We start from the raw sequence: 26730 nt of genomic DNA, 5'->3' as shown, positions 1-26730 counted from the left end.
TGTAAAAAATTCGGCATTCTTTTTTTATCCTTTCATGAAGAAATTGTTAACTGGTATATTGTGTTGCTTTTCTGCTGTGGTGATGGCCCAGACTAAGGGAGTAGTTGCAGTAGTTAAAGATCCGATGATAGACAGTTTGATTGCAAAACGTATAGAGTTGAACCTGAAACCCGCTACAACAGGGGGTCCAGGTACTGTAATCCCGGTAAGGCCGGGGACCACCATCGTTTCGCAAATGGGTTACCGGGTACAGATCTATTATGGGTCGGACCGGCGCGAGGTTTATAATGAGCAGAGCAAGTTTAACTCCAGCTACCCGGAATTAAATACCTACATTACCTATAAACAGCCGAATTATTATTTACGGGTTGGTGATTTTAGAACGCGGCTGGAAGCACAGCGCCTGCTAAATGAACTCAGACCAATGTTCCCTACCTTATTTATTTTCAGGGAAAAGATTAATGCACCTAATTTAGAACCACAGCAATGATGATTAAAGACAAGATCCAGGCCCTTTCGGGTAATATATTTGAACAGGTTGTTGGCTATCGCCAGCATTTACATGCCAATCCGGAACTTTCTTTTCAGGAATACCAGACTTCAGCCTTTGTAAAAGGGATTCTGACTGACTGGGGTATCCCTTTTACAGAAATGGCCGATACCGGCGTTGTAGGTTTAATTAAAGGGGAACTCCCTTCAGATAAAATCATCGCCCTGCGTGCAGATATGGATGCACTCCCGATAACAGAGGCAAACAATAAACCTTATGCTTCTAAAAATCCCGGAGTGATGCATGCTTGCGGTCATGATGTGCACACTTCTTCCTTATTGGGAAGTGCATATATTTTAAATCAGTTGAAAGCAGACTTTGGCGGAACTATAAAGCTGATTTTCCAGCCTGCTGAAGAAATACTTCCTGGCGGTGCGAGTATCATGATCAAGGAAGGAGTTCTGGAAAACCCTAAGCCACAGCATATCATAGGGCAGCATGTAATGCCTTTGATAGATGCCGGTAAGGTAGGTTTCCGCTCAGGAATTTATATGGCTTCTACCGACGAGCTTTATGTTACCGTGCGCGGCAAAGGTGGACATGGGGCACAACCACATCAGAATATAGACCCCGTGCTAATCACCTCACACATCATTGTTGCCCTGCAGCAGATTGTGAGCAGAAATGCAGATCCGCGTCTCCCTTCAGTACTTTCATTCGGAAAGGTGATTGCCAATGGGGCCACCAATATTATCCCTAATGAAGTGAAGCTGGAGGGTACTTTCAGGACCCTGAATGAGGAATGGCGTAAGGAAGCCAAACGCCTGATGAAAAAAATGGCGGAGGGTATTGCCGAGAGTATGGGCGGAAGTTGCGAATTTACCATTATGGATGGTTACCCTTACCTGATCAACGAGGAAAAGCTGACTGCCAACGCGCGTGCTTTTGCTGAAGATTACCTGGGCAAAGAAAATGTACTTGATCTGGACATCTGGATGGCTGCGGAAGATTTTGCTTATTATTCGCAAATCACAGATGCTTGTTTTTACAGGTTAGGAACAGGAAATAAAGAAAAAGATACCTACTATTCCGTACATACACCAAATTTTGATATTGATGAAGACGCATTAAAGGTGTCGACAGGTTTAATGGCCTATGTAGCGCTGAAACAGCTGGGTAATTGAAGAAAGTAGTGATTTATATGGTGTTGATGATCCTTGCAAAACCCGGTTTTGCACAGGAAATTCAGCGCTTTAATCCGGATACGATCAAAACCATCCAATTGGATTCTGTAGTGAATATCAAGGCACAGAAGTTTGGTGTGGAGACCTTCATCAATGCCATCATTACAGATCAGAGTTTTTATCAGGCCTTCAGGAACATGAAGCGCTATAATTTTATTGCTGAGAACCGCATTTATACCTACGATAAGAAAAATAAAGTAGACGGCCGCATTTACCGTAAGATTAAGCACACCAACCAGGGGTCGGAAAAAATGGTATACCTGGCCAAACAGGATACGGGCAAGGTTTATAAGAAGAACGGTAAATACCAATTGTATACCATAGAAATGTTTGACTATATTTTTATGAATGCCTATAAAACGGATTTTGTGAAAGAAGGGCCAATGACAGGAAATAAAAATGGTGAGACCAACGAAAGTTACAAGGATAAACTGAAGACCCTGATATTTGCCCCGGGAAGGCCTATCAAAGGCCTGCCTTTTATAGGCAGCAAAACCCAGATTTTTACGGCCAACATGCGTCAGTATTATGACTATGCTTACCATAGTGGTACCTACCTTGATTCTATACCGGTTTACCGGTTTAAAGTTACCGTTAAAAAGGACCTGAGCAAAGGCACAAAGGATGGCCTGATGATCAAAGAGCTTACTACCATTTTTGACAAACGCAATTTTGAGATTCTGGGCCGCTATGTAGATATGAAATACAGCAATATGCTGTTCGACTTTGATGTGCAGATGAATATCGAAACCAGTTATTTTGGAGAAGAGAAGCTGCCAACCAAGATTACCTATCAGGGAAACTGGGATTATCCGTTTAAAAAGGAAGAGCGTGCCAGTTTCCTTATTGTGCATAAGGATTATCAATCGGGCAAAGAAAAATAGTTAAATTAGTAAGATGATCAACCAGGATACCATAAACAAAATAATGGATACCGTCCGCATTGAGGAAGTGGTGGGCGATTTCGTTGCGCTTAAAAAGCGTGGTACCAGTTTGATTGGTAATTGTCCTTTTCATAACGAAAAAACACCTTCCTTTAATGTTTCTGTAACAAAGGGTATCTATAAATGCTTTGGCTGTGGTAAGGGTGGTGACTCCGTCCACTTTATTATGGACCACGAGAAGTATTCCTATCCGGAGGCGCTGAAATACCTGGCCAATAAATACAATATAGAAGTTGAGGAGACGGTTCAGTCGCCCCAGAATATAGAGGCTCAGAATGCCCGGGAAAGTCTTTATATTGTTTCTGAATTTGCCGCCAGCTATTTTGCAAATGAGCTCTGGACTGGCAACGATGGCCGTGCAATAGGCCTTAGTTATTTTAAAGAGCGTGGTTTCAGGGAAGACATCTTAAAGAAATTTCAGCTGGGTTACTCGCCGGATATCTGGGACGCCCTGATCCAAAGTGCTGCGGGTGCGGGGCATAAGGAAGAATACCTGGAAAAAACAGGCCTGGCCATCCGAAACGATAAAGGGAAGTTGTACGACCGTTTCCGCGGCCGTGTGATGTTTCCCATCCACAACTTTACCGGAAGGGTAATCGGTTTCGGTGGGCGAACACTTAAAACAGATAAGAATGTCCCGAAATATGTAAACTCCCCTGAGAGTGACATCTACCATAAATCCAATGTGCTGTATGGTTTGTACCATGCAAAAAAAGCAATAAGGGACTTGGATAATTGCTACCTGGTTGAGGGCTATGCGGATGTGCTGGCGGTGCATCAGGCTGGGATAGAAAACGTGGTGGCATCTTCAGGAACTTCACTGACAACTGAGCAGATCAGGCTGATTGGGCGCTTTACACAAAATGTGACCATTCTCTATGATGGCGACGCTGCTGGTATCAAGGCTTCTTTACGAGGGCTGGACATGATCCTGGAGGAAGGCCTGAACGTGAAGGTAGTGCTTTTTCCGGATGGCCACGACCCAGACTCCTACATGCACCATGTGGGTTCGGGTGAGTTTAAAAAGTATATCGAAGAGAACCGCAGGGATTTCATTTTGTACAAGGCGAATATCTTATTGAAAGAGGCAGGCACAGACCCTATTAAACGCGCCGGTATCATCAGGGACATTATCGAAAGCATTGCAAAGATCCCTGATGACATTAAAGCTGCCGTCTTTGTCAGGGAATGCAGTAACCTTTTGCAGGTAGAAGAGAGGATCCTGCTTTCGGAGCTCAACAAAATGCGGGTTGCGAAGCTGAAAAAAGCTTCAGGAGGAACACAAACTCCACAGCAGCAATCCTTCCATCAACACCAGAATGCATCAGGTCCTTATGGGGATATGCCCCCTGATAACCTGTTTGAAGCCGAAGGCCCATATGAGGATCCCGGTCCGCAGGCCCCGGTAAACAATGACCTGGTGCAGGAACAGGAAATTGTGCGTTTGCTACTTGCTTTTGGGCATGAACTGGTAAATTGGGATGGTATAGACAATATGTATATTGGTTCCTTCATAGTTCAAAATCTAACGGATGTGGTGTTTGAGGACAAGCTCTGCAATGTGGTAATTGAAACCTACAGGGAAGAAATAGAGAACGGGCACTTACCTGTGGCCAGTCAGTTTATTAAAAACCCAGACCGGCAGATTGCAGAACTGGCCATTAACCTTTCTACCTCGCCCTATATTTTAAGCGAGAACTGGGAAAACAAGCATAATATTTATGTAAGGGATGAAACAGTAAATTTAAAAGCCACCATATTGGGTGGGTTGTTTCACCTGAAAAAAACAAAAATAGCGGGGATCTTACAAAACATCTCTAATGAAATAAAAGCAGAGACGGATCCCGTAAACCTGGAGATCCTGATGCAGAAATTTGTACTGATGAAGAGTGTAGAAAGAGAGATTTCCAAACATCTGGGCATAACCATTTTGAAATAGGGAATGGCTGTACACAACGACCTGGGCAAAAGAGGGGAGCAAATTGCTGCAGCATACCTGGAAAACCTGGGCTACCGCATTTTGCATGTGAACTGGAAATGCGGAAGGGCAGAGGTGGACGTGATTGCTGACCAGCAGGGTACGATTATTTTTGTGGAAGTAAAAACACGGAGTTCTACGGATTATGGTCACCCCGAGGATTTTGTGGACTATAAAAAGGAGCGGCAGCTGGAGTTTGCATCATCAGCATATATAGAGATGACGAACCACCAGAAAGAGATTCGTTTTGACATTATTGCAATTGTTTTCGAAAATAAAGACCTTTATAAAATTAATCATATAGAAGATGCATTCTGGCCAAGTTAAAAATACCTTTCGCAGTGCAGTTTTTTGCCTGCTGTTTAGTTTATTGTTCATGATGTCCTGCAAGGATAAAACATCTCCCGGTGTTTCCTTTAAATTGCCTGAGCAGGGACAGACCATAGGTTTAGGTGATGAGCTGAAAATAGCCCTGGATATTCCGGAAGGAACAAACATCAGTTCAGCTACTTATTTGCTGGATGGCAAGCCCCTTGCAGAGAAAGCAAATGGGGAAGCCGTATCTTTAAGTACGAAAGGTCTTTCTCTGGGCTACAAACTGATCACAGCTGTGGTTGACAATGGCAGTAAGAAAGATACGTTAACGATCAATATAGAACTTACATCAACGGTTAAGCCGCAACAGTATGGTTATCAGTTAGTGAAAACCATGCCACATGATACTTCAGCCTATACGCAGGGGCTGGAATACCATAACGGACGGTTTCTGGAAAGTACAGGAAGGGAGCAGCATTCAACATTAAGGTGGGTGGATGTGGCATCGGGAAAGGTGCAGCAGCAGGTTAAACTGGAAGATAAATATTTTGGTGAGGGGGCAACATTGGTAGGAGACAAGGTGGTGATGCTGACCTGGAGAGATCGTTTAGGGCTGATATTTGATGCCAAATCATTTAAGCAGCAGGGTACATTTGCATATTCAACCGGCAGAGACGGCTGGGGCTTGTGTTTTGACGGCAAACAGCTGATCATGTCGGATGGTTCAAACCAGCTATATTTTATGAATAAGGATACCTACAAGGATGAAAGCACAATAGCGGTCTACGACAACAATGGTCCTGTAGAATCACTAAACGAACTGGAATACATAGATGGCAAGATCTATGCGAATATTTACACCAAGAACATTGTGGTAGTGATTGACCCTGCAACAGGTGTTGTAGAAAAGCAAATTGATTTTTCTGGTTTATTGCCGGGCGACTATTTTAAAACCGAAGACGATAAGGCAAACAATGTGTTGAACGGGATCGCCTGGGACAAAGCCGGAAAACGCCTGTTTGTTACCGGAAAAAAATGGCCTCACCTGTTTGAGGTGAAGCCTGTTATTAAAAAATAACCTATTTCTTTTGTTTAGGCTCGTTGATGTATCCGTTAAAGGATATGGACTGCCTGTTGTTGCTATTTACATTTAAGGTGGCATAACCATTTTCAGATACGTTAAGGGTCATAGATTGGGTATCCTTGGTATCTTTCGGATTAATGGTGATGAGCCATGAACCTTTTTTCTTTTTATCGGCTTTATATTTAAAGTTTTTCGATTTGAACTTAATGCCCGAATCGTCGGGGTTCATGGTAGCGGTATATGCCCTGCCATAATAAGGCAGATAAGCTTCTACGCTGTCTTTAGTAACTGTAAGTTGGTACTGCGAGCCTGTAAGCTGAATCAGGCCACCCCCATTGCCGCCAGGCATTTTGCTTAAAATGTTGTTTACATCCATATTGGCCATTGGCATAGCCGAAGTGGCATTGAATATAAAATTCTGCGCATTGATTACCCTGATGGTGGTTTCCTTATCGGTTTGGGCATTTACCTGTATGCTTATAATCAGCAGGACGGCAAATGCCAGCATGTTTTTAATTGTTTTCATCTGTATATTATTTTAGCGTTTAACTAATTTAACGTTATGATGCAGGCATCAGCCTTTTTCCATAACCAACATACATAAAGATACAAAAAAACAAAGGCAATTACCTATCTCCAGCTTTTGTACTGATTGATCAGGCCATTGGTCGATCCGTCATGTGTAGCCACCTCTTTATCGTCATTAAGTTCTGGCAAAATGCTTTTCGCAAGCTGTTTGCCCAGCTCCACGCCCCATTGGTCAAAACTGAAGATGTTCCAGATGATGCCCTGCACAAATATCTTATGCTCGTACATAGCAATAAGACTGCCGAGGCTAAATGGAGTAACTTTTTTCAGCAATATGGAGTTGGTAGGCCTGTTTCCCTCGAATACCTTGAATGGCGCAAGTTTTTCAATCTCCTGATCTGTTTTTCCTTCTTTTTTAAGCTCTTCCTTTACCTGTTCAATGGTTTTGCCATTCATTAAGGCTTCGGTTTGTGCAAAGAAATTGGATAACAGGATAGGATGGTGGTTGCCAATAGGGTTTAGACTTTGTGCCGGCGCAATAAAGTCGCAAGGGATAATTCGGGTTCCCTGGTGTATGAGCTGGTAAAATGCATGTTGTCCATTTGTTCCAGGTTCGCCCCAGATGACCGGGCCTGTTTCATAACTTACGTCATTTCCATTGCGGTCTACATGCTTGCCGTTACTCTCCATATCACCTTGCTGGAAATAGGCCGCAAAACGGTGCATATATTGATCGTACGGTAAAATGGCCTGCGTTTCTGCGTCAAAGAAGTTGATGTACCACACGCCTATAAGTGCCAGGATAACTGGGATGTTGATCTCAAATTCAGCGTTTTCAAAATGCTCATCGGCGGCATGTGCCCCTGCCAGCAGCTGTTTAAAATTATCATAGCCGATGCTTAACGCAATAGGGAGGCCTATGGCACTCCACAAAGAATACCTGCCGCCAACCCAGTCCCAGAATTCGAACATGTTCTCCGTGTCAATACCAAAAGCCGAAACGTCTTTTGCATTGGTAGACAGGGCAGCGAAGTGTTTGGCGATGTCTTCCTTTTTAGCTCCATTCTGCAGGAACCATTCGCGTGCCGTATTGGCATTGGTCATAGTTTCCTGTGTAGTGAAAGTTTTGGAAGCGATCAGGAATAAAGTAGTTTCAGGGTTTACTTTTTTAAGGGTCTCTGCAATGTGTGTTCCATCAATGTTGGAAACGAAATGCATATGGAGATGGTTTTTATAAGCTTTTAGGGCTTCCGTTACCATTACAGGGCCCAGGTCAGAGCCGCCGATACCAATGTTTACCACATTAGTAATGGCTTTGCCGGTATATCCCTTCCAGCTTCCGGAGATAACCTGGCTGCTAAATTTTTCCATTTTGCTGAGCACCCGGTTTACTTCCGGCATCACATCTTTTCCCTCTACCAGGATGGCATTGTTGCTTTGGTTGCGCAGGGCGATGTGCAGTACCGGGCGGCCTTCCGTCTGGTTGATTTGCTCGCCACTAAACATGGCTTTAATAGCTTCGTCTAACTTACATTCCCGTGCAAGCTGGATAAGTAAAGCAATGGTGGTATCGTCAATCCTGTTTTTAGAATAGTCCACCAGGATATCCTCGAACAGCAGGGAAAATTTCTCAAAGCGGGATTCATCTTCTGCAAAAAGCTCTTTCAGGTTTTTCTTATTGATGTCGATGAAGTGATCGGCAAGGTACTTATACGCAGCGGTTTCTGTGAAATTTATTGTAGGAAGCATAATATTAATGTTATATTTATTAAATATATCGATGTTACATTTATTCAACGGAACAAGATAGTAAAACCTTTAAAAAAACACCTATGTTAGAAAATTTAAATCAACTCGTAAAAGAAAATGTTCAGGACGCTATTGTAAACAACAATGCTGTACCGAACGAACAGAACGAAGCCGCTATTGGTGCTGCGTCAGGTTCAATTATTGACGCACTTAAACAACAACTTTCATCTGGTAATATTGGTAACCTTGTAGACGCATTTAAGGGCGGCAATGCCGAAGGCAGTGCGGTTGCACAGGAAGCCACAGCCGGATTTTCGGATAAGCTTGCAGCAATGGGAATCAATATAGAGTCGGCCAAGAACATAGCGGCATCGGTGATCCCTTCTATAGTAGGTAAGCTGGTAAACAAGACCAACGATCCGAATGACAGTTCTTTCAATATCCAGGACCTTGTGGCCAAGGTTTCGGGGCCTGATGGAAAATTTGACCTGTCTGATGTGACCAGGATGTTCACGGAAAAAACAGATGTAAACGGGGATGGTAAAGACGACGGTATTGTGGATAAATTAAAGGGACTTTTTAACTAAATCGACCGCTTAACTTTAAAAAAGGGCTTGTATCAAAAGGAATTTGATACAAGCCCTTTATATTATATATTTGTGCTTATGACAAAAGAACAAATTCAGGATTTAAGGGACAGAGTAACGTCGCTGAGGAGGTACCTTTGACGTTGAAAACCGTTTAGAGGATATTCGTATTGAGCAGGAACTTACCCTGCAGCCGGACTTTTGGGATGACCCGAAAAAGGCCGAAAAACATATCGCAGAAATAAATGCCAAAAAAGTATGGACGGATGCCTGGCAGCAAGCAAACAGCTTGCTGGAAGATACACTCGTGCTGTTTGAATTTTATCAGGGTGGCGATGCAGGTGAGGAAGAGATGCAGGAGCAATACGACTTGTGCTTAAAGGCAATAGAAGACCTGGAGCTGAAGAACATGTTGAAGAACAAGGAAGATCAGCTGCCTGCGGTAATGCAGATCACAGCTGGTGCAGGCGGAACGGAGAGTTGCGACTGGGCTTATATGCTGATGCGCATGTACATGATGTGGGGCGAAAAGAACGGTTATAAGATTACTGAGCAGGATTACCAGGAAGGTGAGGTTGCGGGTGTCAAATCGGTTACGCTTCAATTTTCGGGTGATTTTGCTTATGGCTACCTGAAAGGTGAAAACGGTGTTCATCGTTTGGTAAGGATTTCCCCTTTTGACTCTAATGCCCGGAGGCATACCTCTTTTGCTTCTGTATATGTTTACCCGTTGGTAGACGATACCATAGAAATAGAAGTGAAGGACGCTGAGATTGAATTTGAGACTTTCCGTTCGGGCGGTGCCGGCGGGCAAAATGTGAACAAGGTGGAAACTGCAGTGCGTTTGTACCACAAACCATCCGGAATTATCATTAAGAACCAGGAGTCGAGGTCGCAATTGCAGAATAAAGAGAACGCAATCAGGTTATTGAAATCGCAACTTTATGAGGCAGAAATGCGTAAGCGTATGGAAGCTACAGCCTTAATTGAGGGGAGTAAGAAGAAAATAGAATGGGGTTCTCAGATCAGAAGTTACGTGCTGGACGACCGTAGGGTAAAGGATCACCGGACAAATTTTCAGTCGTCCAATCCACAGGCAGTGCTTGATGGGGAGCTTAACGACTTTTTAAAAGCGTACTTAATGGAATTTTAATATGAAATATTTAAGCGGACTATTCATGACTGTACTGTTATCGGCAAATGGGCTAATGGCCCAGCAAGTGCTGCCCCTTTATCCGGGCCCTATCCCCGGAGCAAAACCTACACCTGCAGATTACCAGGAAACCACGGTGATGCGCGAAGGAAGAGGAGCAGGGGTCAGTAAAGTTTCGATACCGACGCTTACCGTCTATCAACCTGCTAAGGATAAGGCAAATGGTACAGCCGTGATTGTTTGTCCTGGAGGAGGCTACTCTGGCCTGGCAATAGGGCATGAGGGCTATCCCGTGGCCGAGAGGTTTGCAGCTTTGGGCGTAACTGCTTTTGTATTGAAATACCGCTTGCCGAGCGACGAGATTATGCAGGACAGATCAGTAGGACCGTTACAGGATGTTGAACAAGCCATCTATACGGTTAGAAAAGATGCCTCCAAATGGGGAATTAACCCTTCAAAAATAGGTGTGATGGGATTTTCCGCCGGCGGCCATCTCGCATCGAGCTTAACCGTACACTATAAAGATGTAAAGATTGAGAACAAGGAGGGTTTAAGCTTAAGACCGGATTTTTCTATTCTGATTTATCCTGTAGTTTCCTTTACCGAGTCGGAACATAAGGGCTCGGCAGAAAAACTGGCCGGCAGCAACGCTACATTAAGGCAATATTTTTCTAACGATAAACATGTTGATGCCGAAACACCACCAACCTTTCTGATTCATGCAAATGATGATATGACCGTTCCGGTTCAGAACAGCATGCTATTTAATCAGGCCCTGGTAAAGGCTAAAGTAAAAGCAGAAATGCACATTTATCAGGCCGGAGGGCATGGCTTTGGTCTAAAAAACAAAACTACGGCTGAGGATTGGTTTAAGACCTTGGAAAACTGGATGAGAGGCAATCAGTTTTTATAGATCTGTATTGCTTAGAATATCCTGCAACTGTTTCAGTTCGTTCACTTTTTCCGCAGAGCCAAGATTTTCGTAGGCAGATACCAGGTTGCGGATGATTCTTCTGATGATTTCTACATTGCTGCAGGGCGCATAAAAGCCCGGTAGCGGATCAAGGTTAAGCTGACGGAGGAATTGATCTACATCGTGCTTGCCAAAAATAGCCCCCTTGTTAAAGGCATTGATGTAAAAAAGAACGCCAAATTCATGTTCTTCACGCCTGCTTTCGTCAATGTATCCCAAAATAAAATGCTGGGGCAGGTTTACGCCATACACTGGAATATCCAATTTCTGAGCTAGTGTCGCATAAATAATGGCCAGCGAGATCTGGTTGCCTTTTTTGCTTTCCAATACCTGGCTGATATAGGAGTTTTGCGGGTCGTGATGGTTTTTGGTATTTCCTCCAAAGCCGTATACGTTGTAAAATACATGATTGATGAGCTTTATTTTTTCAATAGAACTCATTTCATATTGCAGGCCCAGCCAAATTTCCCTTTTTATTTCTTCAATCTGAAGGATTACCTTTTCTTCGTCCAGATCAGGGTACTGGTACCGGTTGATGACCAGGGCACCCTGCAAAAGGTCAAATGCCCCGCTATGGTACCATAAGTTAAGGTCTTCTTTTACACTTTGGAACTGGATCTTGTGTACAATATTTTCTATCCGCTCCTGTAGCAGGGTATCCAGAGAGTGTTCCCATTCATTCTCGAGGAAGTCGACCACTTCAGGGCCGTATTCGAGCAATCTTTTTTCAACATGTTCATATACCTCAAGATCAGGATCGTCAAGAAGCTTAATCAACGCACTTATTTCTTTACTATTTTCCATTAAACATGCAAATTTGAATACCTATTTTTGCGGCTATGGTTTTTAATTTTATCAGTGACTACATTAAGCACCGTCTTACTGCGAAAAGCAGGCACGGTACCCATTCCCCATTTGTATACAAGCTTACTGATGAGGTAATTTACGATTTTAACTCCAAAACCGATTATAAAAGTATTGAAGCGCAGCGAAAAAAACTTTTTAATGACGAATCATTGATCACTGTGACCGATTTGGGGGCGGGTTCCCACTTGAATAAGAACAGGACCAAACAGGTAAAGCAGATTGCAAAAAATGCATTAAAAAGCCCCCGATTGGCGCAATTGATTTATCGTTTGGCTAAAAATACCCAACCCTCCAATATCATAGAATTGGGTACCTGTCTTGGCATTACCACGGCATACTTATCCAAAGCTTGTCCGGATGCAGAAATAATCACCATAGAGGGCTGCCCCGAAACAGCAAAGGTTGCAGGTCGCAATTTTGAGGAACTCGGATTGGAAAATATTGAACTACAGGTTGGGAATTTCGATGCCCTGCTCCCTGGCGTGATTGAGGGGCAGCAGCAACTCGACTTTGTTTATATAGATGGGAACCATCGAAAGGAAGCTACATTGGATTATTTCAAATGGTGCCTGCCTAAGGTGCAGGAGCGTTCATTGCTGATATTCGATGACATCTATTGGAGCAAGGGTATGAAGGAAGCCTGGGAAGAGATTAAAAACCACCCTGAAGTTACGGTAACGGTTGATCTTTTCTGGATTGGCCTTGTTTATTTCAGGAAGGGCCAGGTGAAAGAGCATTTTAAGATAAAATTCTAGATATAACCAGCTTTAAAAGGCTTCGGCCAGGCTAATGTAAAAACCCTTTTGGCGTTTTTCATTGGCGCGTTTTTCGCCAATCCCATAATCTACGCGAACACTCAGACCTTTTTCAGGATCAAAGAAATACCTTCCTCCAGCACCATATGAGGGTTTAAAATTTTTAATTCCTAAACCACCATTTTCAAATACCTGCCCGGCCCCACCGAAAACTGCAGCACCAAAGCGGTTGTTGTAGCGGTACCTGAGCTCTGCCTGGGCGGCAAGGAGGTTCCTGTCGCGGTACCTTCCGGTATAATAGCCTCGCATCATTTCGTCATTACCCATTTGGGGCAGCAGGTAAAAGGGTACATTTTTGCCTTGGATGCTGTGGAATAATCCATTCACACCGATCACAAATTTTGGAGAGAGTGACCAAAAACTCCGCACGTTTGCTTTGATGAGGCTGCCTGTAAAGTTCTCTTTCCCCCAAAAATCGGGCGCATATTGGTACGACACTTTGGCCATCATTCCTTTTGTTGTATAATTATTGGAATTTCTGGTGTCGTAGGTTTGAGACACTCCGGCATAAAATACAGAGCCACCTATCTTATGAATAATGCTGGGGTCTGTCGTAAATATGCCTCCAACTTCTTTATCGGTAAAATGGTAATTCTCGAAGCCTGCAGAAAACCCGGTGTACATGGCAGGCCAAAACCTTTTTTCTGCTTCCAGTACTACCTTAACGAAGCCCTGTACAAGGCGATCTTCATTAGCAGCATCGGTTTCATTCCCAATCCCGTAAAAGTTAAAGGGCATGCGTTTAAAGCGAACTTCAGAAATGTAATGGTGTGTGTTTTTTTTTGTCCAGATATCACTTTTAAGGGTAACATTGTACTGTCCTTTAGTTGATGCAGATACTACGCCCGAGAAATTTGAACTGCGGTTGCTAAGGTCTTTTCTGTCTAGATAAGTTGAATAGAGCAACCCAGCACCAAATTCAACTCCTATTTCCTGGCTATAACGAAAAATAGGGACTGGCATAAAGCTGGGCCTGCGGGAAGAGTCTGTTTTGTTGGATAGGTAGCGGTCTATGAGTTTCTTTTGCGCCAATGCGTTTGCGGTGATCAAAACAAAAAGGGTACAAATCGAAATTTTCTTCATTGGCCTAAAATAGGGGAAAGGATTTAATTCTGAGACTCTGCTAACAACTTTGAGGCCAAATGGCTTAAAATAATAATATTTGCCTATTTTTGCGGCAACAAAATTAGATTAAGATGAGTACAACAAGAGGACCGATTTCTCAGTTTATGGAGCGCAATTACCTCCATTTTAATGCGGCGGCCATGATGGATGCAGCCAAAGGGTATGAAACACACTTGGACGAAGGGGGTAAAATGATGATTACCCTGGCTGGCGCAATGAGTACAGCGGAGTTGGGTATTTCGCTGGCAGAGATGATCCGCCAGGACAAAGTTTCTATCATTTCCTGTACAGGGGCTAACCTTGAGGAAGACATTATGAACCTTGTTGCACACTCACACTATAAACGCGTACCGAATTATCGCGACCTGAGCCCGCAAGACGAATGGGATTTACTGGAAAACCATTATAACCGGGTTACCGATACCTGTATTCCTGAAGAGGAGGCCTTCCGCAGGTTGCAAAAACACATCTACAAGATCTGGAAAGATGCTGATACAGCCGGCGAGCGCTATTTTCCGCATGAATTCATGTATAAAATGTTGTTGAGCGGAGATCTGGAGCAATATTATGAAATTGATCCGAAAAACTCCTGGATGCTGGCAGCGGCAGAAAAGAACCTGCCTATCGTTGTGCCTGGATGGGAAGATTCTACGATGGGGAATATTTTCGCTTCTTATGTCATGAAATCGGAGATTAAGGCAACTACCATGAAGAGCGGCATCGAGTATATGGGATGGCTTGCCGATTGGTACATTAACAATAGCGCAGGAAAAGGAATTGGATTTTTCCAGATTGGAGGCGGTATAGCGGGCGATTTCCCTATTTGCGTAGTGCCTATGCTTTACCAGGATATGGAAATGGAAAATATCCCATTCTGGAGTTATTTCTGCCAGATTTCTGATTCCACCACATCATACGGTTCTTACTCAGGTGCAGTGCCTAACGAGAAGATCACCTGGGGTAAACTGGATATCCACACGCCTAAATTTATTGTGGAATCGGATGCGACAATAGTGGCGCCACTGATATTTGCATGGATATTAAAAATGTAATTCGAAATAACAAATACAGCATCAATATAGGGCTGACTGAGGATCACCAATTTTTGCAAAAATTGGTGATTTTCTTTGTTTAAAGCATAATAACGGCACTATTTAGATTGATTATAAATTGTATTTACTGTCATTTCTTTGTCATTGGTACGTTAATAAATTTTACTTTTGTGGACGTTTTGGTGAAGGACTCAAGTTTAAACATCAATTACGTTTATAAAGTTTTTTAAAAAATAGCATAAAATACTCATTATGAGGGATATCTCATTGATCATTAGAAGAGTTTGGAAGTCGGCATTCATGTTTACGGCTCTATCTGTTTTAATCGTTTCTGCAACACATGCGCAAGATGTAGTGGAGGGAAGAAAAATATTTAAAGATAAATGTGCTTCTTGTCACCAATTAGACCGTAACAGTACTGGTCCGGCTTTAACACCTAAACTGACTGAACTGGATGAAGCATTCGCTATCAAATGGATCAGAAACTGGAAGGCTTTAGTTGATGCTGGTGATAAAACAGCGATCGAAGCTGCAAAGTTCTCTCCGGCAGAGATGACCACTTTCCCTACTTTGACTGATGACCAGATCAAAAACGTAATTGCCTATGCTAAGGCGGGAGAGCCTAAAAAAGAAGGTGATAAGCCAGTTGAAGTGGCTTCAGAGGGAGTTTCAGATTTTTCTATTGCAGGGATTGCGCTGATTATTCTGATCTCTATCGCTGTACTGGTAGTTTTAGGCCGTGCTGTAAAAATGCTGGAGCGTTTGATCCTTAAGAAACAAGGTGTAGAAGTTGTAGAGAAAGAAAGTTTGTCTTTCGGAGCTGCTACCCGCAAAATGTTCAAAAACAAGAAATTTGTGATGTTCTTTGTGCTGTGTTTAATTATAGCATTAGGTTCATTTGGATGGATGGGCATGTGGAACACAGGTGTACACACGGGGTATCAGCCAGTTCAGCCGATTAAGTTTTCTCACGAGTTGCATGCGGGTGTAAACCAGATCGACTGTCAGTACTGTCACTCAGGTGCGTTTAAATCTAAAAATGCATCTATCCCTTCGGTTAACGTATGTATGAACTGTCACAAGTCTGTACAGGCTACTGAAAAATACAATGGAGAGATTTCTCCTGAGATTCAGAAGATCTATACTGCAATAGGTTACGATCCGAATACCATGACTTACGATAAATCGAAAGAAAAGCCGGTAGAGTGGGTGCGCGTTCATAACCTGCCTGATTTTGCCTACTTCAATCACTCACAACACGTAGTGGTTGGTGAAGAAGCCATCAGAAAAGAAAAAGGTTTACAGCCAAACGAACCAGTATGTTTTGCATGTCACGGTCCGGTTGATACAATGGAAGAAATCTATCAGTATTCACCGCTAACGATGAAATGGTGTATAAACTGCCATAAGGATGCTCAAATCTCTGGTAAAGACAACGCATTCTATACGAAGGTGATCGAGACCCATGAGAAAATCAAAAAGGGTGAGAAGATTACCCCGGCAGCATTGGGTGGTTTAGAGTGTGGTAAGTGCCACTATTAATAGTAGAGTTTAATAACAAAGAACGTTCGATAACAGTAATATAGCTTAAATGGAAAGCAATAAAAAATACTGGAAAGGCTTAGAAGAGTATAACAACACTCCGGATTTTGTTGAAAACAACAAGAACGAATTTGCTGAGCCCCTTCCAATAGAAGATGTTTTAAATGAAGCAGGGTTAAGTACAGTAACTCCACGCCGCGACTTTTTAAAGGCTTTAGGCTTTGGTTTAGGTGCGGTAACACTTGCGGCTTGTCAGACAGCCCCTGTGCATAAGGCAATCCCTTATGTAATTAAACCTGAAGAGGTTGTGCCGGGTATCCCTAACTACTATGTGTCAAGTTTTAATGGTCAGCCTGTATTGGTTAAAACCAGGGAGGGAAGGCCAATCAAAATAGAGGCAAACACAAATGCGGGTACATTTAACCGCGGTACCGACGCACAGGCACAAGCCTCTGTACTGGACCTGTACGATGTATCTAAACTAAGATCGCCTTTATTAAAAGAAAACGAAACTACCTGGGCAAAGGTAGATGAGTTTGTTAAGGGTGAGCTTAACAAAGCGCAGGCTTCCGGAAAGAAAATCAGGATCGTTTCCTCTTCTGTAAACAGTCCTTCTACAAAAGCCGTTATTGCTGATTTTTCTGTTGCTTATCCAACTACAAAGCATGTGCAGTACGACGCAATTTCCTACACTGGTATCATTAAAGCAAATGAGAACAGTTTTGGAAAAGCTGTTGTACCTAAATATAAATTTGATAAGGCAGACCTGATTGTAAGTTTCGGGGCTGACTTTTTAGGTACCTGGATCAGTGGCGAGGAGTTTACTGCTCAATATGTATCCAACAGGGATCATAAATCTTTGAAAAACGGCAAAATGTCGCGTCACTTCCAGTTTGAGGCAGGCATGAGCTTAACAGGTACAAATGCAGATACCCGGGTTCCAATCAAGTTATCGGAAGAAGGCCCTGCTTTGATTGCCCTATATAATGCAATTACAGGAGCTGGTTTAGCTGGCGGTACATTGCCAAATAACGTAACAGCAGAGAAAGCGCTGAAACTGGTTGGTAAAGAACTGCTGCAAAATAAAGGAAAAGCTGTTGTGGTTTCAGGATCGAATGATGTATCTACACAGATCCTTGTAAATGCCATTAACTCTGCTATCGGCAGCTACGGAACTACCATCGATCTGGATAATCCTTGTAAGCGTTACGCGGGCAACGATGCTGAATTTGCAGAATTCATTAACGAAATGAACAGGGGTGAAGTTGCTGCTGTATTCTTCCTGGATAGCAATCCGGTTTATGATGTAGCCAACACGAAAGCCTTTACCGATGCACTGGCAAAGGTAGCGTTGAAAGTGTCATTTGCTGACCGTAAAGACGAGACCGCTGCACTTTGTGATGTAGTTGCTATTAACCACAACTATCTGGAGTCATGGGGAGATGCAAGTGCTTACGAAGGAACTTATTCAATCGTACAGCCAACCATCAACCCGGTATTCAATACCCGTCAGGCAGAAGAAAGCTTACTGATCTGGTCTGATAATGTAGTTAAAGAGTATTACCAGTATGTACGTAACAACTGGGAGAAAAGTATATTGCCTGCAGTAGGTGCTACCTGGAAAGATGTATTACAAAAAGGAGTGTTCTTTGCAGCTGAAAAACCAGCGGGAACTTACACTTTTAACCTTTCTCTGGCAGCTGTAGCGCCATCGGTGCTGAATAACAGCAAGACTCTGGCAAAAGATGTAGAACTGCAGGTATACGAAAGTATTCCGATGCGTGATGGTAAACATGCCAACAATGCGTTCCTTCAGGAACTTCCTGATCCGGTTTCTAAAGTAACCTGGGATAACTACGTGGCTATTGCGCCTAAGTATGCAGAAAAACTTGGCTTTAAAGAGTTTGATATTGTTACTGTAAAAGCTGCAAATGGTTACAGCATTGATCTTCCATTGTTGATCCAACCAGGACAGGCAATTGGAACGGTATCTGTTGCATTGGGTTATGGCCGTACCAAAGTAGGTAAGGCCGGAGACAATGTAGGTAAGAATGCTTATCCGTTTGTGAGTTTCAGTAATGGTACTTTAAAATATGCCACTTCAGTTACTTTAACAGGAACAGGCAGAAGAGAAGAGCTTGCCCAAACACAAACGCACTATTCTTTTGAAGGCAGAAATGTAATCCGTGAGGCTACGTTTGCTGAATACAAAAAGAATCCTGCGGCCGGTTCGGGTAATGACCACGCTAAACATAAAACTTACGATTTATGGGATAAATATGAGAAACCAGGTAACAACTGGGTAATGGCAATCGATCTGAATGCCTGTACCGGTTGCGGTTCTTGTATTGTAGCCTGTAACGTAGAAAATAACATTCCTGTTGTAGGTAAGGAAGAGGTTCGCAGGCGCAGAGAGATGCACTGGATCCGTATCGACCGTTACTACAGCTTTAACCAGGATGGTGAGGCCCATGCAGAACATGGTGCACACGCTGGCCATGGAAACGGAATCAATTCGGTTACAAAAGAAAAAGAGATTGCACACCTGGACGAGAACCAGATGAACAATGTATCGGTTGTACACCAGCCTATGCTTTGTCAGCATTGCGATCACGCTCCTTGTGAGACTGTTTGTCCGGTATTGGCAACTGTACACTCATCAGATGGTTTGAACCACATGGCTTATAACCGTTGCGTAGGTACACGTTATTGTGCAAACAACTGTCCGTATAAAGTACGTCGTTTTAACTGGTTCAATTACTGGAATGACTCACGTTTTGATAACTACCTGAACAATGAGTTTACACAGCTGGTACTTAACCCTGATGTAACTACACGTTCAAGAGGGGTTATGGAGAAATGCTCGATGTGTATCCAACGTATCCAGGCTGGTAAATTGACTGCGAAACTGGAGAAACGTCCGTTGAAAGATGGAGATATCAAGATGGCTTGCCAGCAGGCATGTTCTGCAAACGCAATCATCTTTGGTGATGCGAACGATCCGGAATCAGAAGTATCTAAAGCATTGCGTAGCGAGCGTATCTACTACGTTTTGGAAGAGATCAACGTACAGCCGGGTATAGGTTATATGACGAAAATTAGAAATACAGATACAACAGTACAAGCGTAAGCGCGCAGCTGATATTAAAAGAAAATAAATTATGTCAGGACATAACGAATCAATATTAAGAGAACCATTAATCACCGGCAAGGATATCACGTATGCAAAAATTACGGATGATATTTTAATGCCTGTTGAGAATAAGCCGAACAAGGCATGGTGGATAGGGTTTACCGTTGCACTTTGTGGTGCCTTACTTTGGGTAGTAGCTGTAAGTTACACCTTCTGGTTTGGTATCGGTGCGTGGGGATTAAATAAAACAGTTGGATGGGCATGGGATATCACCGGCTTCGTATGGTGGGTAGGTATTGGTCACGCAGGAACGTTGATCTCTGCGGTACTGTTACTCTTCCGTCAGAACTGGCGTAACTCCATTAACCGTTCGGCAGAGGCGATGACGATCTTTGCAGTTATTTGTGCGGCAACCTACGTTGTTTCTCACATGGGCCGTCCTTGGCTGGCTTACTGGGTACTTCCATTGCCAAACCAGTTCGGATCATTATGGGTTAACTTTAACTCACCGCTGGTATGGGATATGTTTGCCATCTCTACCTATTTCTCCGTATCACTATTGTTCTGGTATACAGGTTTGTTGCCTGATATCGCTACAATTCGTGACCGTGCAACCGGTACGAAAAGAAAAGTTTATTCTATCCTGTCATTCGGATGGGCTGGAAACGTAAAAACATGGCAGCGTTTTGAGGCGGTATCATTGATCCTTGCAGGTATTTCTACACCGCTGGTACTTTCGGTACACACCATTGTATCGATGGACTTTGCTACTTCGGTAATTCCTGGATGGCACACCACCATCTTCCCTCCATATTTCGTTGCAGGGGCAATCTTTTCTGGATTTGCGATGGTACTTACCTTATTGCTGGTAGCACGTAAAGTATTGGGCCTTGAAAACTATATCACCATGTTCCACATTGAGTCGATGAACAAGATCATCATCTTAACAGGATCTATTGTAGGTGTGGCTTACTTAACAGAGTTCTTCATTGCCTGGTATTCAGGTTCTGAATATGAGCAATATGCATTTATCAACCGTTCTACGGGTCCTTACTGGTGGGCATACTGGATGATGATGACTTGTAACGTAATCTCTCCACAGTTGCTGTGGTTTAAAAAGATCCGTACCAGTATCGCTGCAACCTGGATATTGTCTATCGTTGTAAACATCGGTATGTGGTTTGAGCGTTTTGTGATCATCGTAACTTCATTACACCGTGATTACATTCCTTCCAGCTGGGCGATGTTCTATCCATCCTGGGTTGATGTGAGTGTATTTGTAGGATCGATAGGCTTATTCTTTACTTTGTTCTTATTGTTCTTAAGGGTGTTGCCATCAATTGCAATTGCAGAGGTGAAACTGTTGCTGAAGAGTGCAAGTGAGCAGGCCAAACTGGAGCTAATTAAGGAAGGTCATCTGGATAAAGAACAGGTAGCAGAATACGTAGAGTCTTTAGACAAATTTGATAGTGTTAAACAAGAAGATTACGCAAAAATATAACAATGAATAATATCAAATATATTTTAGGCAGTTTTGGTGATCCTGATGAAATGATGCATGGCATCGAGAAATTGCAGGAGAACAACATTAAGATACATGATGTTTATACACCAATGCCTATTCACGGCATAGAAGCCAAATTAGGGGTTAAACGTTCACGGTTAGATATTGCTGCTTTCTTCTTTGGAATCACAGGAACCTGCACCATGCTTACGTTCGTATATTTTGCGGCAGCGTACGACTGGCCAATCAATATCGGTGGTAAGCCACACTTTGCCCTTCCGGATTTTATTCCGATTACATTTGAGCTAACCATATTGTTTTGTGCTTTTGGTTTGGTAGGCTCTTATTATGCATCAACACATTTATTCCCTGGAAGAGCACCAAGGGTGATGGACTTAAGGGCAACAGATGACAGGTTCATCATTGCAATTGATGCAAAAGAAAATACTGAGCACAGTAAGATTGATGATTTATTAAAGCAAGCAGGTGCTTTGGAAGTAAAGCATAATGAAAGGAAGTATGTTAGCTATGAATAGGAATAAAGTAGTTTTAGCCTCATTTTGTATTCTTGCGAGTGCTGTTGTTTTTACAGCATGTAAGGATAAAAGAAGTACGGGTTTAGAATACGCAAGAAATATGTATGATCCGATTGCTCCGAATCCAGACCAACCGGTTTCTACAACCAATGAACTTTTGAAAAGTTTTAAAGGGCAGACTGCTCAGACACCTCCGGCACATACCAGTCCGGTTGGATTTGAGAAATACGACTACCCTAATACCAAAGAAGGTTATGAGGCAGCAGGTGCGGCCTTGGTAAACCCACTTGAAGCTACCGAAAAAAACCTTGAAGCAGGTAAGCACTATTTCAAAGTATTTTGTTCTCCATGCCATGGAGAGAAAGGCGACGGACAAGGTCACCTGGTTAAAATCGAGAAAATTAGTGGAATCCCTTCCTATCATGGTGATGCAGCTTCATCCCGTGGTGGTTTAATGAAAGACCTTACGGCAGGTAAAATTTATCATACCATTATGTATGGTTTAAATAATATGGGATCACATGCATCTCAGCTAACTCCTGATGAAAGATGGAAAGTAGTGATGTATGTTCAACAATTACAAAAAATACAATAGAAAAGCAGAATATAAATGGGAACTCACAATTATAATTTAACTGAGCAGTTTGAGTTTACAGGTAAAGCTAAAACTTTAAGCATCGTAGCTATTGTAATAGGTATCGCGGCTATTGCTTATGGTTTTTCCGGAAAGGAGCTTCATGAGCGCACTTTTGCCAACCTGTTGCTGATGGCTTATTACTTCGCATGCGTATGCATGTCTGGAGCATTTTTCCTTGCTGTTCAATTTGTAGCACAGGCAGGATGGTCTGCTTCTATACTACGTGTACCACAGGCAATGGCCAGAACCCTTCCAATAGCAGTACTTATACTACTTGCAGTAATCGGAGCTGGTTTATACACGCACAATTTATATCATCACTGGCATGCAGATGGATTAACTGATCCTAATAGCGCCAACTATGATAAACTTATCGATGGTAAATCGTCATTCCTGAATGTGCCTTTCTTTATGGCGCGCCAGGTGATTTTCCTTGGAGTTTACTCGATATTCGCTATGCTTTTATCGAAGCTATCTGCCAACGAAGATCTGGAAGGTGGTTTGAATTCTTACAGAAAGAGTTTCAAATACTCATGTATCTTCCTGGTAATATACGGATTTACCACTCCGGTATTTGCTTTTGATACCGTGATGTCACTGGAAGCACACTGGTTCTCTACCATGTTCGGATGGTATAACTTTGCAGCCATGTGGGTAACCAGTCTGGCTACTATCGCTATCATCATTATCCTGCTGAAAAAATCGGGGTACATGAGCTGGGTAAACAACAGCCACCTGCATAACTTAGGGCAGTTCATCTTCGGTTTCTCCATTTTCTGGACTTACGTATGGTTTGCACAGTTCTTATTGATCTATTATGCCAACATGCCAGAGGAGACCGTATATTTTTACAAAAGGTTTGAGCACTATGAGTTCTGGTTTTACCTGAACCTTGTATTGAACTTTTTAGCCCCGGTATTGCTGTTGATGGACAGGGATAACAAAAGACAGGAAAATATTTTACTGACGGTATCAATTGTTGTTTTATGCGGTCACTGGGTAGATTATTATCAAATGATTATGCCTGGAACAGTTGCTGAGCATCATGCATTTGGCTTTATTGAGATTGGGATAGCGGTAGGTTTTGTAGGTTTGTTTACTTTTACGGTTTTAAATGCCTTAAGTAAAAAAGCATTAATAGCTAAAAACCACCCGTTTTTACAGGAGAGTCTAAACCACCATTTGTAATTGGTGGTTTTTATAAAGTATATAAAATAATAGTATAATAGAAGTACAGCGTTACTACTTTTAAGGAAATGAGTTTAAGAAAATTTATAAGTAACAAAACAATAGCGGCACTGGCAGTAATCATGACTGCATTTGCAAATACCAGCGCATTTGCACAAGCTGCAGCTGCTGAGACCGCTAAGAAGCCCGTAGATATGGGGCCGGTTTATAAATCGGCGATATTTTATGCCATGGCCTTCCTGTTGCTATGCTTGTTTGTAGCCATTATAGGAAAAGCATTAAGGGTATATGAATTGACCCGCGAGGCTCAGGACAAACCTAAAGGAATTAACTGGAATACAGTTAATGGTGTGTTATTCGCCCTGTTCCTTGTTGTAGGACTATATGGTGTATATTGGGAATATACAGTTCATGGCAACATGATCCTTCCGGAAGCAGCATCTGAGCATGGTAAAAAGATCGATCAGATGTTCAATATCACATTGATCCTTACCACTATTGTTTTTATCGTTACGCACATTCTTTTATTTGCATTTTCTTATTTCTACAGACACAGCGGAAAAAGAAAAGCTTACTATTATCCACACAACAACACTATCGAGCGTGTGTGGACCATCATTCCAGCCTTGGTTTTAACCGTATTGGTATTGATGGGCTTTCTTACCTGGAGATCAATTTTCTATAAAATTGAAGACCCTAACAACAAGCCGATCAGTATAGAAGTAACTTCGTCGCAATTTGCCTGGGCTATCCGTTATCCTGGAGCAGATGGTATTGTAGGAACGAAAAACTTCAAGCTGATCAACTCTATCAACGCGTTGGGTATCGATTTTAAAGATAAAAATACACTAGACGATCAATCTGCAGATGAAATGGTTATTCCTGTGAATAAGCCGGTTCGTTTGATCCTGACCAGTAAAGATGTAATCCACAGTTTTTATATGCCGCATTTCAGGGTTCAGTTGAATACAGTTCCTGGTATGACTTCATACTTCGAATTTACGCCAACTATCACTACTGAAGAGATGAAGGCCAAAACCAATGACCCTGCTTTCAAGTATTTGTTTTTATGTAACAAAATCTGCGGAGACGGTCACTATAAAATGCAGAAAGAAGTTAAGGTTGTTTCTATGGCCGAGTACGAGGCATGGGTGAAACAACAGCCTGCCTATTTAACTGACGATTTAAGGAAGGAATTTAAACTGCCGGTAATAGCAGCACCTGTTACTGCTCCTGCAGATACAGCAGCAAAAGATACTTCTGCAGCTAAAACAAATCAATTGGCTTTAAAACATTAATAATACAGGAATAGCACATTATGTCAACTATATCATTACACGATACACACAACCACGATAGCCATGATGATCATGGACATCATAAAGAGACCTTCTTAACGAAGTACGTCTTTAGTCAGGATCACAAAATGATTGCGAAGCAGTTCCTGATAACAGGTATTATTATGGCTGTTATTGCGATGGGCCTGTCGATTTTGTTCCGTTTGCAGTTAGCATGGCCAGATAAGGAATTCCCTCTTTTGGAATCCTTCCTGGGCAAATGGGCTGAAGGAGGACGTATTAAGCCAGATTTTTACCTGGCGCTGGTAACCATACACGGTACCATCATGGTATTCTTTGTACTGACTGCAGGTTTGAGCGGTACTTTTAGTAACTTATTAATACCACTTCAGATTGGTGCAAGGGATATGGCCTCGCCATTCCTGAACATGCTGTCATACTGGTTCTTCTTTATGGCCTGTGTCATCATGATGGGATCATTCTTTATCCAAACAGGACCTGCGAGTGCCGGATGGACGGTTTATCCGCCATTATCAGCTTTGCCTACTGCTATCAGTGGTTCTGGTTTAGGTATGACTTTATGGTTAATCAGTATGGTACTTTTTGTGGCCTCTTCATTAATGGGGGGTATCAACTATGTAAGTACAATTCTAAACATGCGTACAAAAGGTATGGACCTTTGGAAAATGCCTTTGACAATCTGGGCATTCTTCCTGACTGCTGTATTGGGTATCTTGTCTTTCCCGGTTCTTGTAGCCGGTGTGGTATTGCTGATCTTCGACAGAAGTTTCGGGACGAGTTTCTACCTGTCGGATATCGTTATGGGTACACAGGTATTGCCTAATGAAGGCGGATCTCCGATTCTTTGGCAGCACTTATTCTGGTTCCTTGGACACCCTGAGGTATATATCGTAATTATGCCTGCCATGGGTCTGTCATCAGAGATCATGTCTGTGAATGCAAGAAAGCCTATCTTCGGTTACCATGCGATGATTTATTCATTGATCGGTATTACAATCCTATCGTTTATCGTTTGGGGGCACCACATGTTTGTAACGGGTATGAACCCATTGCTGGGTGGTGTATTTATGATCACAACATTGATCATTGCTGTACCGTCGGCGGTTAAAACCTTCAACTGGCTGGCTACATTGTGGAGAGGTAACATCAGGTTTACTCCTGCCATGTTGTTTGCTATCGGTATGGTTTCCTTCTTTATCTCTGGTGGTTTAACAGGTATCTTCCTGGGTAACGCCTCACTGGACATCAACTTACACGATACGTATTTTGTTGTGGCCCACTTCCACCTGGTAATGGGATCTGCAGCGATCTTTGGTATGCTTGCCGGTGTTTATCATTATTTCCCTAAGATGTTTGGAAGGATGATGAGCAAAAAATTGGGCTACCTGCACTTCTGGATTACTTTTGCTTGTGCCTACCTGGTATTCTTCCCGCTGCACTTCTTAGGTCTGGACGGTGTTCCACGTCGTTACTATGCATTTACCGAGTTTGAGTTCATGCACAAATGGGTTACAGTGAACATCCTGGTTACATGGTCGGCCATTATAGCTGCCCTTGCGCAGGTTGCCTTCCTGTTTAACTTCTTCTATTCCATCTTTAAAGGTAAAGTAGCTTCGCAGAACCCTTGGGGGGCAAACACCCTGGAGTGGACTACACCTGTTGAGCGTTTACACGGTAACTGGCCTGGAGAAATCCCAACTGTTTACCGTTGGCCATATGATTACAGTAAACCTGGAGCGGAAGAGGATTTTATCCCTCAAACCATTCCTTTCTCACAAACAATGAGTTCAAATATGCCTCATGATTTTGAAGGCAACAGTGAGTCTGAGCGTATCCAAAAAGAATGGGAAGAAAAGAACCCATCTGTAGATGCGTCAAAATTAGACTAATACATATATCTAATACTATGAGGTATCTGCAGTAGGTAAATACTTACATCAGATACCTCATTTTTTTTAATCTGACAC

General features: G+C 42.6%; 23 protein-coding genes. 19 read left to right on the top strand and 4 right to left on the bottom strand.

Annotated features, from left to right (window positions below; all coding sequences use genetic code 11):
• Positions 1–34 precede the first annotated feature (34 nt).
• Genes B9A91_RS09180 through B9A91_RS09155 form a run of 6 tightly spaced genes read left to right on the top strand, consistent with a single transcriptional unit; the run spans position 35 to position 6049 of the window.
• Positions 35–490 carry an SPOR domain-containing protein gene (locus B9A91_RS09180; RefSeq protein ID WP_235012508.1) on the top strand — a complete coding sequence of 152 codons (456 nt, stop codon included), beginning with the start codon at positions 35–37 and terminating at the stop codon, positions 488–490.
• Entirely contained in the window at positions 490–1674 is a 1185-nt protein-coding gene (locus tag B9A91_RS09175) for a M20 metallopeptidase family protein (protein ID WP_084239647.1), read from the top strand. The genes B9A91_RS09180 and B9A91_RS09175 overlap by 1 nt, the downstream gene beginning before the upstream one ends.
• A 17-nt stretch (positions 1675–1691) precedes the next feature.
• Entirely contained in the window at positions 1692–2618 is a 927-nt protein-coding gene (locus B9A91_RS09170; RefSeq protein WP_394334674.1) for a hypothetical protein, read from the top strand.
• Between the two features lie 13 nt (positions 2619–2631).
• Entirely contained in the window at positions 2632–4617 is a 1986-nt protein-coding gene (dnaG, locus tag B9A91_RS09165) for a DNA primase (RefSeq protein WP_084238044.1), read from the top strand.
• Between the two features lie 3 nt (positions 4618–4620).
• On the top strand, positions 4621–4983 hold the full coding sequence (locus tag B9A91_RS09160; protein ID WP_084238043.1) for a YraN family protein: 363 nt from the start codon (positions 4621–4623) through the stop codon (positions 4981–4983).
• Positions 4964–6049, top strand: a complete 1086-nt coding sequence (locus tag B9A91_RS09155; protein WP_084238042.1) for a glutaminyl-peptide cyclotransferase — start codon at positions 4964–4966, stop codon at positions 6047–6049. Before B9A91_RS09160 ends, B9A91_RS09155 begins: the two co-directional genes overlap by 20 nt.
• A 1-nt stretch (position 6050) precedes the next feature.
• On the opposite strand, the gene B9A91_RS09150 is transcribed toward B9A91_RS09155, so the two are convergent.
• Entirely contained in the window at positions 6051–6581 is a 531-nt protein-coding gene (locus tag B9A91_RS09150; RefSeq protein ID WP_084238041.1) for a DUF4251 domain-containing protein, read from the bottom strand.
• A gap of 104 nt (positions 6582–6685) precedes the next feature.
• A complete protein-coding gene (pgi, locus tag B9A91_RS09145; protein WP_084239646.1) occupies positions 6686–8332 on the bottom strand; it encodes a glucose-6-phosphate isomerase in 1647 nt (548 codons plus the stop codon).
• A gap of 83 nt (positions 8333–8415) precedes the next feature.
• Here pgi and B9A91_RS09140 point away from each other — a divergent pair, with 83 nt between their 5' ends.
• The 3 genes from B9A91_RS09140 (at position 8416) to B9A91_RS09130 (ending at position 10985) form a co-directional block, all read left to right on the top strand.
• Positions 8416–8919: a hypothetical protein gene (locus B9A91_RS09140; RefSeq protein ID WP_084238040.1), complete on the top strand. Its 504-nt coding sequence runs from the start codon at positions 8416–8418 to the stop codon at positions 8917–8919.
• 78 nt (positions 8920–8997) lie between these two features.
• Positions 8998–10072 (top strand): peptide chain release factor 2 gene (gene prfB / locus B9A91_RS09135; protein WP_144008887.1). Its coding sequence is split into 2 segments (ribosomal slippage): positions 8998–9057 and positions 9059–10072, totalling 1074 coding nucleotides; the frame shifts between segments, so codons are not numbered across the junction.
• Positions 10073–10097: 25 nt separating this feature from the next.
• Positions 10098–10985 (top strand): alpha/beta hydrolase, encoded by an 888-nt coding sequence (locus B9A91_RS09130; RefSeq protein WP_235012507.1) that lies wholly within the window; start codon positions 10098–10100, stop codon positions 10983–10985.
• Here B9A91_RS09130 and B9A91_RS09125 read toward each other — a convergent pair.
• On the bottom strand, positions 10980–11849 hold the full coding sequence (locus B9A91_RS09125; protein ID WP_084238038.1) for a transglutaminase-like domain-containing protein: 870 nt from the start codon (positions 11847–11849) through the stop codon (positions 10980–10982). The two genes, B9A91_RS09130 and B9A91_RS09125, sit on opposite strands and share 6 nt — an antisense overlap.
• Before the next feature lie 35 nt (positions 11850–11884).
• On the opposite strand from B9A91_RS09125, the gene B9A91_RS09120 reads away from it, so the two are divergent.
• The gene (locus B9A91_RS09120) at positions 11885–12667 is read left to right on the top strand and encodes an O-methyltransferase (RefSeq protein WP_084238037.1); all 783 of its coding nucleotides are present in this window, start codon (positions 11885–11887) and stop codon (positions 12665–12667) included.
• Positions 12668–12679: 12 nt separating this feature from the next.
• Here the strand turns inward: B9A91_RS09120 and B9A91_RS09115 are convergent, their stop codons facing one another.
• Positions 12680–13810, bottom strand: a complete 1131-nt coding sequence (locus B9A91_RS09115) for a BamA/TamA family outer membrane protein (protein ID WP_084238036.1) — start codon at positions 13808–13810, stop codon at positions 12680–12682.
• Between the two features lie 113 nt (positions 13811–13923).
• On the opposite strand from B9A91_RS09115, the gene B9A91_RS09110 reads away from it, so the two are divergent.
• The 9 genes from B9A91_RS09110 to B9A91_RS09070 all read left to right on the top strand — a co-directional run bounded on the left by B9A91_RS09110 (position 13924) and on the right by B9A91_RS09070 (position 26652).
• Positions 13924–14904 carry a deoxyhypusine synthase family protein gene (locus B9A91_RS09110; RefSeq protein WP_084238035.1) on the top strand — a complete coding sequence of 327 codons (981 nt, stop codon included), beginning with the start codon at positions 13924–13926 and terminating at the stop codon, positions 14902–14904.
• Positions 14905–15156: 252 nt separating this feature from the next.
• Positions 15157–16446: a c-type cytochrome gene (locus B9A91_RS09105; RefSeq protein WP_084238034.1), complete on the top strand. Its 1290-nt coding sequence runs from the start codon at positions 15157–15159 to the stop codon at positions 16444–16446.
• Between the two features lie 49 nt (positions 16447–16495).
• A complete protein-coding gene (locus B9A91_RS09100; RefSeq protein ID WP_084238033.1) occupies positions 16496–19576 on the top strand; it encodes a TAT-variant-translocated molybdopterin oxidoreductase in 3081 nt (1026 codons plus the stop codon).
• 31 nt (positions 19577–19607) lie between these two features.
• Positions 19608–21080, top strand: coding sequence for an NrfD/PsrC family molybdoenzyme membrane anchor subunit (gene nrfD / locus B9A91_RS09095; protein ID WP_084238032.1), 1473 nt, complete (start codon positions 19608–19610; stop codon positions 21078–21080).
• A 2-nt stretch (positions 21081–21082) separates the two neighbouring features.
• Positions 21083–21619, top strand: a complete 537-nt coding sequence (locus B9A91_RS09090; RefSeq protein ID WP_012780469.1) for a DUF3341 domain-containing protein — start codon at positions 21083–21085, stop codon at positions 21617–21619.
• Entirely contained in the window at positions 21603–22214 is a 612-nt protein-coding gene (locus tag B9A91_RS09085) for a c-type cytochrome (protein WP_235012506.1), read from the top strand. Before B9A91_RS09090 ends, B9A91_RS09085 begins: the two co-directional genes overlap by 17 nt.
• 15 nt (positions 22215–22229) lie before the next feature.
• The gene (locus tag B9A91_RS09080; RefSeq protein WP_084238030.1) at positions 22230–23444 is read left to right on the top strand and encodes a quinol:cytochrome C oxidoreductase; all 1215 of its coding nucleotides are present in this window, start codon (positions 22230–22232) and stop codon (positions 23442–23444) included.
• Positions 23445–23512: 68 nt separating this feature from the next.
• A complete protein-coding gene (locus B9A91_RS09075) occupies positions 23513–24742 on the top strand; it encodes a cytochrome c oxidase subunit II (RefSeq protein ID WP_084238029.1) in 1230 nt (409 codons plus the stop codon).
• Between the two features lie 20 nt (positions 24743–24762).
• Positions 24763–26652: a cytochrome c oxidase subunit I gene (locus tag B9A91_RS09070; protein ID WP_200815623.1), complete on the top strand. Its 1890-nt coding sequence runs from the start codon at positions 24763–24765 to the stop codon at positions 26650–26652.
• Positions 26653–26730 lie beyond the last annotated feature (78 nt).

It is taken from the genome of Pedobacter africanus, from assembly GCF_900176535.1.
Lineage (GTDB): Bacteria > Bacteroidota > Bacteroidia > Sphingobacteriales > Sphingobacteriaceae > Pedobacter > Pedobacter africanus.
The sequence above is the reverse complement of the archived record's forward strand: the minus strand, read 5'-3'. Positions and strand labels throughout refer to the sequence as shown.

Excerpts from the sequence above, each read along its gene's own strand:
- B9A91_RS09180 (WP_235012508.1), top strand. The coding sequence starts at position 35 with ATGAAGAAATTGTTAACTGGTATATTGTGTTGCTTTTCTGCTGTGGTG.
- B9A91_RS09175 (WP_084239647.1), top strand. The coding sequence starts at position 490 with ATGATTAAAGACAAGATCCAGGCCCTTTCGGGTAATATATTTGAACAG.
- B9A91_RS09170 (WP_394334674.1), top strand. The coding sequence starts at position 1,692 with ATGGTGTTGATGATCCTTGCAAAACCCGGTTTTGCACAGGAAATTCAG.
- dnaG (WP_084238044.1), top strand. The coding sequence starts at position 2,632 with ATGATCAACCAGGATACCATAAACAAAATAATGGATACCGTCCGCATT.
- B9A91_RS09160 (WP_084238043.1), top strand. The coding sequence starts at position 4,621 with ATGGCTGTACACAACGACCTGGGCAAAAGAGGGGAGCAAATTGCTGCA.
- B9A91_RS09155 (WP_084238042.1), top strand. The coding sequence starts at position 4,964 with ATGCATTCTGGCCAAGTTAAAAATACCTTTCGCAGTGCAGTTTTTTGC.
- B9A91_RS09150 (WP_084238041.1), bottom strand. The coding sequence starts at position 6,581 with ATGAAAACAATTAAAAACATGCTGGCATTTGCCGTCCTGCTGATTATA.
- pgi (WP_084239646.1), bottom strand. The coding sequence starts at position 8,332 with ATGCTTCCTACAATAAATTTCACAGAAACCGCTGCGTATAAGTACCTT.
- B9A91_RS09140 (WP_084238040.1), top strand. The coding sequence starts at position 8,416 with ATGTTAGAAAATTTAAATCAACTCGTAAAAGAAAATGTTCAGGACGCT.
- B9A91_RS09130 (WP_235012507.1), top strand. The coding sequence starts at position 10,098 with ATGACTGTACTGTTATCGGCAAATGGGCTAATGGCCCAGCAAGTGCTG.
- B9A91_RS09125 (WP_084238038.1), bottom strand. The coding sequence starts at position 11,849 with ATGGAAAATAGTAAAGAAATAAGTGCGTTGATTAAGCTTCTTGACGAT.
- B9A91_RS09120 (WP_084238037.1), top strand. The coding sequence starts at position 11,885 with ATGGTTTTTAATTTTATCAGTGACTACATTAAGCACCGTCTTACTGCG.
- B9A91_RS09115 (WP_084238036.1), bottom strand. The coding sequence starts at position 13,810 with ATGAAGAAAATTTCGATTTGTACCCTTTTTGTTTTGATCACCGCAAAC.
- B9A91_RS09110 (WP_084238035.1), top strand. The coding sequence starts at position 13,924 with ATGAGTACAACAAGAGGACCGATTTCTCAGTTTATGGAGCGCAATTAC.
- B9A91_RS09105 (WP_084238034.1), top strand. The coding sequence starts at position 15,157 with ATGAGGGATATCTCATTGATCATTAGAAGAGTTTGGAAGTCGGCATTC.
- B9A91_RS09100 (WP_084238033.1), top strand. The coding sequence starts at position 16,496 with ATGGAAAGCAATAAAAAATACTGGAAAGGCTTAGAAGAGTATAACAAC.
- nrfD (WP_084238032.1), top strand. The coding sequence starts at position 19,608 with ATGTCAGGACATAACGAATCAATATTAAGAGAACCATTAATCACCGGC.
- B9A91_RS09090 (WP_012780469.1), top strand. The coding sequence starts at position 21,083 with ATGAATAATATCAAATATATTTTAGGCAGTTTTGGTGATCCTGATGAA.
- B9A91_RS09085 (WP_235012506.1), top strand. The coding sequence starts at position 21,603 with ATGTTAGCTATGAATAGGAATAAAGTAGTTTTAGCCTCATTTTGTATT.
- B9A91_RS09080 (WP_084238030.1), top strand. The coding sequence starts at position 22,230 with ATGGGAACTCACAATTATAATTTAACTGAGCAGTTTGAGTTTACAGGT.
- B9A91_RS09075 (WP_084238029.1), top strand. The coding sequence starts at position 23,513 with ATGAGTTTAAGAAAATTTATAAGTAACAAAACAATAGCGGCACTGGCA.
- B9A91_RS09070 (WP_200815623.1), top strand. The coding sequence starts at position 24,763 with ATGTCAACTATATCATTACACGATACACACAACCACGATAGCCATGAT.